This window comes from Pelotalea chapellei, assembly GCF_018531195.1.
In the GTDB taxonomy this organism is placed as follows: domain Bacteria; phylum Desulfobacterota; class Desulfuromonadia; order Geobacterales; family Pseudopelobacteraceae; genus Pelotalea; species Pelotalea chapellei.
This window is the reverse complement of the sequence record NZ_JAHDYS010000029.1, coordinates 1-6299: the sequence shown is the minus strand read 5'-3', so window position 1 is coordinate 6299 and position 6299 is coordinate 1. Positions and strand designations below refer to the sequence as shown.

The 6299-nt window shown below is 53.4% G+C and carries 6 protein-coding genes; all 6 read right to left on the bottom strand.

Annotated elements, in window-relative coordinates:
* Nucleotides 1-138: 138 nt before the first annotated feature.
* Nucleotides 139-1422: a sensor histidine kinase gene (locus tag KJB30_RS17655; protein WP_214301692.1), complete on the bottom strand. Its 1284-nt coding sequence runs from the start codon at nt 1420-1422 to the stop codon at nt 139-141.
* A complete protein-coding gene (locus KJB30_RS18320) occupies nt 1412-2653 on the bottom strand; it encodes an ATPase domain-containing protein (RefSeq protein ID WP_214301691.1) in 1242 nt (413 codons plus the stop codon). The genes KJB30_RS17655 and KJB30_RS18320 overlap by 11 nt, the downstream gene beginning before the upstream one ends.
* A 10-nt stretch (nt 2654-2663) precedes the next feature.
* On the bottom strand, nt 2664-2870 hold the full coding sequence (locus KJB30_RS18315) for an ATPase domain-containing protein (protein WP_214301690.1): 207 nt from the start codon (nt 2868-2870) through the stop codon (nt 2664-2666).
* A gap of 298 nt (nt 2871-3168) precedes the next feature.
* Nucleotides 3169-4299 carry a sensor histidine kinase gene (locus KJB30_RS17640; protein WP_214301689.1) on the bottom strand — a complete coding sequence of 377 codons (1131 nt, stop codon included), beginning with the start codon at nt 4297-4299 and terminating at the stop codon, nt 3169-3171.
* A gap of 308 nt (nt 4300-4607) precedes the next feature.
* On the bottom strand, nt 4608-4757 hold the full coding sequence (locus KJB30_RS17635; protein ID WP_214301688.1) for a DUF2442 domain-containing protein: 150 nt from the start codon (nt 4755-4757) through the stop codon (nt 4608-4610).
* A 166-nt stretch (nt 4758-4923) separates the two neighbouring features.
* Nucleotides 4924-6171 carry a spinster family MFS transporter gene (locus tag KJB30_RS17630; protein ID WP_214301687.1) on the bottom strand — a complete coding sequence of 416 codons (1248 nt, stop codon included), beginning with the start codon at nt 6169-6171 and terminating at the stop codon, nt 4924-4926.
* Between the last annotated feature and the right edge of the window lie 128 nt (nt 6172-6299).

Below are 6299 nucleotides of genomic sequence, written 5' to 3'. Positions count from 1 at the left end.
GTGGGACCCGAATTTCATGCAACACACATAACACCTCTTGACACCTAACACAGTTGCTCCCCCGCTGGGGGAGGGAATGTAACGCTCCTCCCCCCAGCGGGGGGAGGTTGGGAGGGGGGCTGAAAGTCTTCACAGTCTTCACACCTCGATCCTGAACTCCGCCCCCTCATCAGTATTCCGCACCGACAAGCTGCCGTTCATGTTTCTTTCAATAATCATCTTCGACATGAACAGGCCGATTCCGGTACCTTTGTCCGGGGCTTTGGTGGTGAAATAGGGATCAAAAATCCTGCCCATCACATTACCGGCAATGCCTCCTGCATTGTCCGCGAAGGTCACGACACTCCTCCCGTTCTCCGTGGAGATAGTGATGGTAAGCTGCGGATGTGCAACATCTCTTTCTTTAAAAACATCACGTGCATTTACGAGAATGTTCATCACTGCCTGGGCATATTCGTTCCTGTATCCTTCGATGAAAACATTGTCCTCAGCTATCAATTTCACGTTGGCCATTATTTCCTTGAAACTGCCTTCCACCATGGAAAGTGTTGTCTCAACAACATCTTTTACAGTAAACAAAACCTTGATTTTGTCAGGATTAAGGAAGTTTCTGAAATCATCGATGGTCTGGGACATGTGGGTGATCACCTGCTTTGCCCTGGATACCCTGACTTCAACAAATTCGCTGGTTACTGTGCCGCGCTGATAACTTCTGTTCAGCTCCTGAAGAATGAGACCGAGCACATTCAAAGGCTGACGCCACTGGTGCGATATACTGACCAGCATCTCCCCCATTGCCGCAAGGCGGTTCTGCTGCATGAGCAGTTGTTCTTTTCTGCGCAGTTCCTCCGCAACCTGGAGGCGCTCGGTAGATTCCACCAGAAGCTTCTCCAGAGCGTTGCTCAGCAATTCCGTCCTGTCCTGCACCCGCACATCCAGTTCGTCCTTTGCCTTTTGTAGTCGTCTTTCGGATTGCTCCAGTGCCAGTAATTGGTCCCTCACCACGAATTGGCGACGCCTGCTCCGCAGTGCCGATCTGACAACCGCCACCAGCGTATTCACCCGCACCGGGCGTTCCACAAGTGATACGTCTCCGTGCAGCAGCAATGCATCCCTGGCGATCTGGGTTTCCGGGCCATGACTCAAAAGTACGATGATCGGCAGCTCAGACCAGGAGGGCTGCCTGTCCAGCAGGGCATGCAGGCATGCTCCAATACCAGTAGAGAGCACATGTTCCTCGATCATCAGCGCCCCGACTCCTCGCTCGATTTCAGCGCACAACTCTTCCGATGTGGCGCACATTCTCGAGGTCACGCCCATTCCCTCCAGCACCCGAAGGATCGATCCAGCATCCGGGCTCTTCGGCAGGAGCACGATAACCCGCATCTCATTGGCGCCGTATGTCCCCTCGTCAAACGCCAAGGGTCGGAACTCCCGTCAGCACCCCCTGCATTTCCTTCAGGGGCTCACCAATCGAAATGCCATTGCTGCTCAAAGTAAATTCTCGTATCGTCGTCTCGTGCTTTCCTCCTCTCTTCTTGACAACGGAAATTGCCCGCCTGATTTGCCCACGGTATTCGAAATAGCGGAGAAGGAGCAGGGAATCAGAGAGATAGCTTAGATTTTTAGCATCCGTCGTCAGATCACCAAAAATGCCATGCTGCTCAGAAGCCAGGAACATTGTTATGCCTCTGTGCGACAGATGGATCAGAAGCTGGTGAAGCTGGATGATTTGATGTTTTTCAAAAGGCATGGCGTTGAGGTAGCCGTTCAGTGTGTCGATTGTAACGTGGCTGACGCCTCTCTCTTCTACCTCCTGCAGCAGCATGGTCGTAAACTCTCCAACGGAAAATTCCGCCACATCAATCTCGCGAAGTATTATCAGCCCCTTGTCAATGTAGTCACCCACGCTCAGTCCGAGCCCCTCTGCCCGTGCCCGGTACGACAACTCTGTCTCATCGAAAAGATACACCACCGTGCGTTCGCCTCTTTTTGCAGAAGCCACAACATACAGGTTCACCAGCGTCGTTTTCCCCGTCTCTGAGGCTCCTATAACTGCCGTGGTGGTTCCTCTTTCAATCCCGCCGCCAAACAGGAGATCCAACTGCGTGTTGCCGCTGGAAAGCAGTTCTTTCTGATCCATTTGCCGTTGCGTGCCGACACGGAGAGTTGGAAAGACACGAAGACCATCCCCGGTGATCCTGAAGTCGTGCCAGCCGCTTTGATAGGATCTTCCCCTCAGTTTCGACACCAGAATCCTTCTCCGAATCGGACCGTATTCGTTCACCACCTGTTCCAGCTGGATGACTCCGTTGCAGATGGTCTCCAGATGGCCATCGTTCTCTCTGGCATTATTGGTAATGAGGACGGTACTTTCTTCGCTTTGAAATTCATGCCGCAGAGCAAGAACAAGACGGCGGAAGCTTACCAGCTCATCTGTAAGGTAGCGCAGGTCCGATAGCGAATCGATCACCAGGCGCGCCGGCCGCACCCTCTTGACTTCCTCCAGCAGGTCCTTCATCGCGCCGGGCGGTTCTGATTCTGCCTTGTGGAAAATCTTCAACTCCGGTCCTTCGAGGATTTCTTCACTGATTTCTACCACATGAATGCTGTAAAATTCGGGATCGAGGAAAATACCGCCGGCTTGAGCCAAAGCGGCAAAATCATTCTCCCCCCCCCCCGACGGTGATATAGAGGCAGCGCTCCTTTTTCCTGATTCCTTCGGCAATGAATTGCAGCGAAAAAGTCGTTTTCCCCGCCCCGGGATTGCCCACAAGCAAGTACATCTTTCCTGCCGTCAAACCTCCGTTGAGGATCTCATCAAGGCCGGGGATGCCGATTGGTACGTAATTGGAACTATTTTCTTCCATGCAACCTCCTTATACGGGAAGGGGATGGTATTGTTGTGCGGCTGGAATCAGTGAATGAACCTTTACGGCAATTCGCTCTCGCAAAGGCGCAAAGCCGCAAAGCAAAGCAATTCTTTAAAAGAACAAATGCCAAGGCCACAGCCTTCTTAATCCATAGGATTGGTTTTCTTCGCGTCTTTGCGTCTTAAGCGAAGCGAGCGAGAGAGCAGTTAAAAAACCTTTCTCACGCAAAGCCGCAAAGAAAGTCACCAACTTACAAGCTATAACAAGCTAACCTTTTTTCAGGAAAGGTTCAGCGCTACAGGGTGAAGTAAAAGATCGATCCCTTGCCCGGCTCCGCATCGGCCCACACTTTGCCGCCATGTCGCCGAATGATCCGATCTACTGTCGCCAGACCGATGCCTGAACCCTTGAACTCTTCAGCACCGGGAAGACGCTGAAAAGGTATGAAAAGCTTGCCTGCATCGGCCGGGTCGAACCCTTTTCCATTATCCCGGACAAAATAAGCCGGTGCGCCATCAATCTCCGTTGCGCCGAATTCTACGAGCGCCTCATCCCGGGTTCCTGTGTATTTCCAGGCATTCTGGAGAAGATTGTGCAGGGCCACCCGGAGCAGCTTGGGATCGCCATTCGCCATGATCCTATCTGCGATATGGAAGATGCATCGGCGCTCTGGTGCTGTGCCATTAAGTTCGGCGACTATTTCACGTGCCATGGCACTGAGATCAAAGGTTGTCCGGCGAGGTTCGAGGTGGGACAGTTTGGAAAATTCGAGCAGGGTGTCGATGAGCTGACTCATCCGTCGGGAATTGTTATAGCCGCTGGTGAGATATTTCCTGGTTGATTCATCCAGTTGGGCGCCGTGCAGTTCCTGAATTGTCTGGAAACTGAGACCCATGTTGTTCAGCGGACCACGCAGATCATGGGCCACCGTGTAGTTGAAAGCTTCAAGCTCCTGATTTGCGGCCTCTAATTCGGCGGACTTTGTCGCAAGTTCTGCCGCAAATTGCCGGATCTGTTCATTCTGTTCATTCACCTGTCGCTTCAGAGTGACGACTTGCAGACTTTTTTCAACAGCGGCAAAGAGCTTATCGAAATCAACAGGCTTGAGGACATAATGACTGAACCCGGCCTCAATGGCGCTTACCAGAAAGCTGGTGTCGCTAAAGGCGGTGAGAGCGATAAGCTCCGCCTCGGACTCAAGAGCCCGTATCTCTTCCGCCATGCGGATGCCACCCATGACCGGCATCATTATGTCGGTAATCACAATCTCAGGCCGATGCTCCCGAAAAAGAGCCAAACCTTCAGCACCGTCGGCAGCAAAATACAGTGAGAGCCCGGGGTAATCAGCGGCAAGAGCATTCGCTACAATTTCCCTCGTTTCCATGTCGTCTTCTACATACAGAAGACCGATTTTACTACTCCGCATGGCGTACCAGCTCCATTTCAAACCTCCACCCCGGAATTCTGACAAAGCTCATTCCGTCCGATTCCGGTGCACCCGCATAGGTCTGCGTCGTTTTCTCTAAATATTCTAACAGTTATTTCACAATTTGCTTTTACGGGTATTGCGGATGTAAGGGCATCCCTTGCGGGTGCCAGATTCCAGGGAGAAGGGGAATATACGGGCAGCAAAACCATTACCGGATAAAGCTCACAGTCATTTACAAATAGAAAAGGGCTGCAACGTGTAAGTTGCAGCCCTGATGGAGTCCAAAGCGGAACAGCCTGCGTAACTTATCTGGGAGCCGGAGCCCCGCGCAATAGTCCCTCAGTGCTCAAGTCTTCATCAATATCTGGCCAATGGATACCATAACCACCGCCGACGGCTATAATATCGTCATTTATATGCAGGTTTTTAACCCCCTCATCTGCTTTAAGCGCCATTCCAGGCCTCCAATGATGTTAGTCACTTCAGTGAAAAACCACCCGTTCCCATCCTTCCCCTAGCCTCATATCATTCTTCCCCCTCCCTAGCCCTCCCCCGCTGGGGGAGGGAATTAAAAGCTCCTCCCTCCAGCGGGGGGAGGTTGGGAGGGGGGCGGTTTGCAACCTACCCCTCGGCCCGCTGCATGTCGGCAGCCACGTATCTGCTGCAGATGAAACAGAACAGACCGGCCAGGAGCATGGCCAGGGGGGTCACGAGAAGGGCGTTGGTCAGCCCCCAATGATCCGAAAGCCAGCCGAGAATGGAAGGGGAGATAGCATCACCCAGTGCATGGATGAAGAAGATGTTGACCGCGAAAGCCATGGCATGAATGGCCGGATTGGTCACATTGAGGATGACGGTATTGAGAGGTCCGGTGTTAAGGAAGAGGAAGAATTCGGCGAAGAAGATGGCTGTCATGCAAAGACCGAGAGACGGGGAGAGAAAGGCCAGGGCAGCTACTGGCGCGCCGATCAGAAAACCGAACCCGGATATGAGCAGGTAACCCTTCGGGCTCTTGCTCTGCCAACGGTCACCGAGCCACCCTCCGCTCATGGTGCCGGCAATCCCGGCAATTACGGTGACACCACCGAAGAGGATATTTGCCTTTTCCACATCCAATACATGAACACGGTTGAGGAACGACGGAATCCACTGGGCCAGGCCACCAATGGCAAAGGTCATGGCGGCCATGGCAAGGGTGTTGTAGATAAAGGAAGGGTTTTTCAGCAGAGCGCCATAGCCGCCGGAGACTGCAGCCTTCGACGATTTACCGGACGCTTCTTTCTCTCCCCCGCCACGGGGAGGTTCGCGCAGCAGGAGAATCGGTATAGCCAGCAGCATGCCGGGAAGACCCACCAGCAGGAAAGCGGCATGCCAGCCGAAGCGTTGCCCCAGCACTCCCCCCAGCAGGTATCCCAAGGCACTCCCCACCGGAATGGCGACATAAAACCAGGACAGAATCCGCCCTCTGCGATCCTTGGAGAAATAATCCGCAATCAGGCCGGGTGCCACGGTGCCGAAACTGGCTTCACCGATCCCAACCCCGGCGCGGGCAGCCATCAGGATGTGGTAGTTCCCGGCAAAACCGGCCGTGGCCGTGGCAAGACTCCACATCACCAGGCCACCGGCCGCAAGCCGGATGCGGCTCCAGTGATCGCCAAGCCAGCCGAATAGAGGAGCGAGAATCATGTAGCTGATCATAAAGGCACTGCCAAGCAGCCCCAGCGCCGTGTCGGACAGTTGCAGATCGACCTTGAGCAGCGGAAACACGGCGAACAGTACCTGCCGATCAATGTAGTTAAGCAGATTGACCCCCAGTAACAGTGTCAATGCATAGCGGCTGTAGGCCGGGGTTATGGGGCGTTGTTTCATTTACATATCCTTGGGGAAAATCGTTTGGTCTTTGCTCCCCCGCCCCTTGCGGGTGTATAGACCGGAGTCAAGGGTTACAGATGTTCGGGGACATAGGTAACAGTTTTTGCTTCAATGTTTGATGTCAT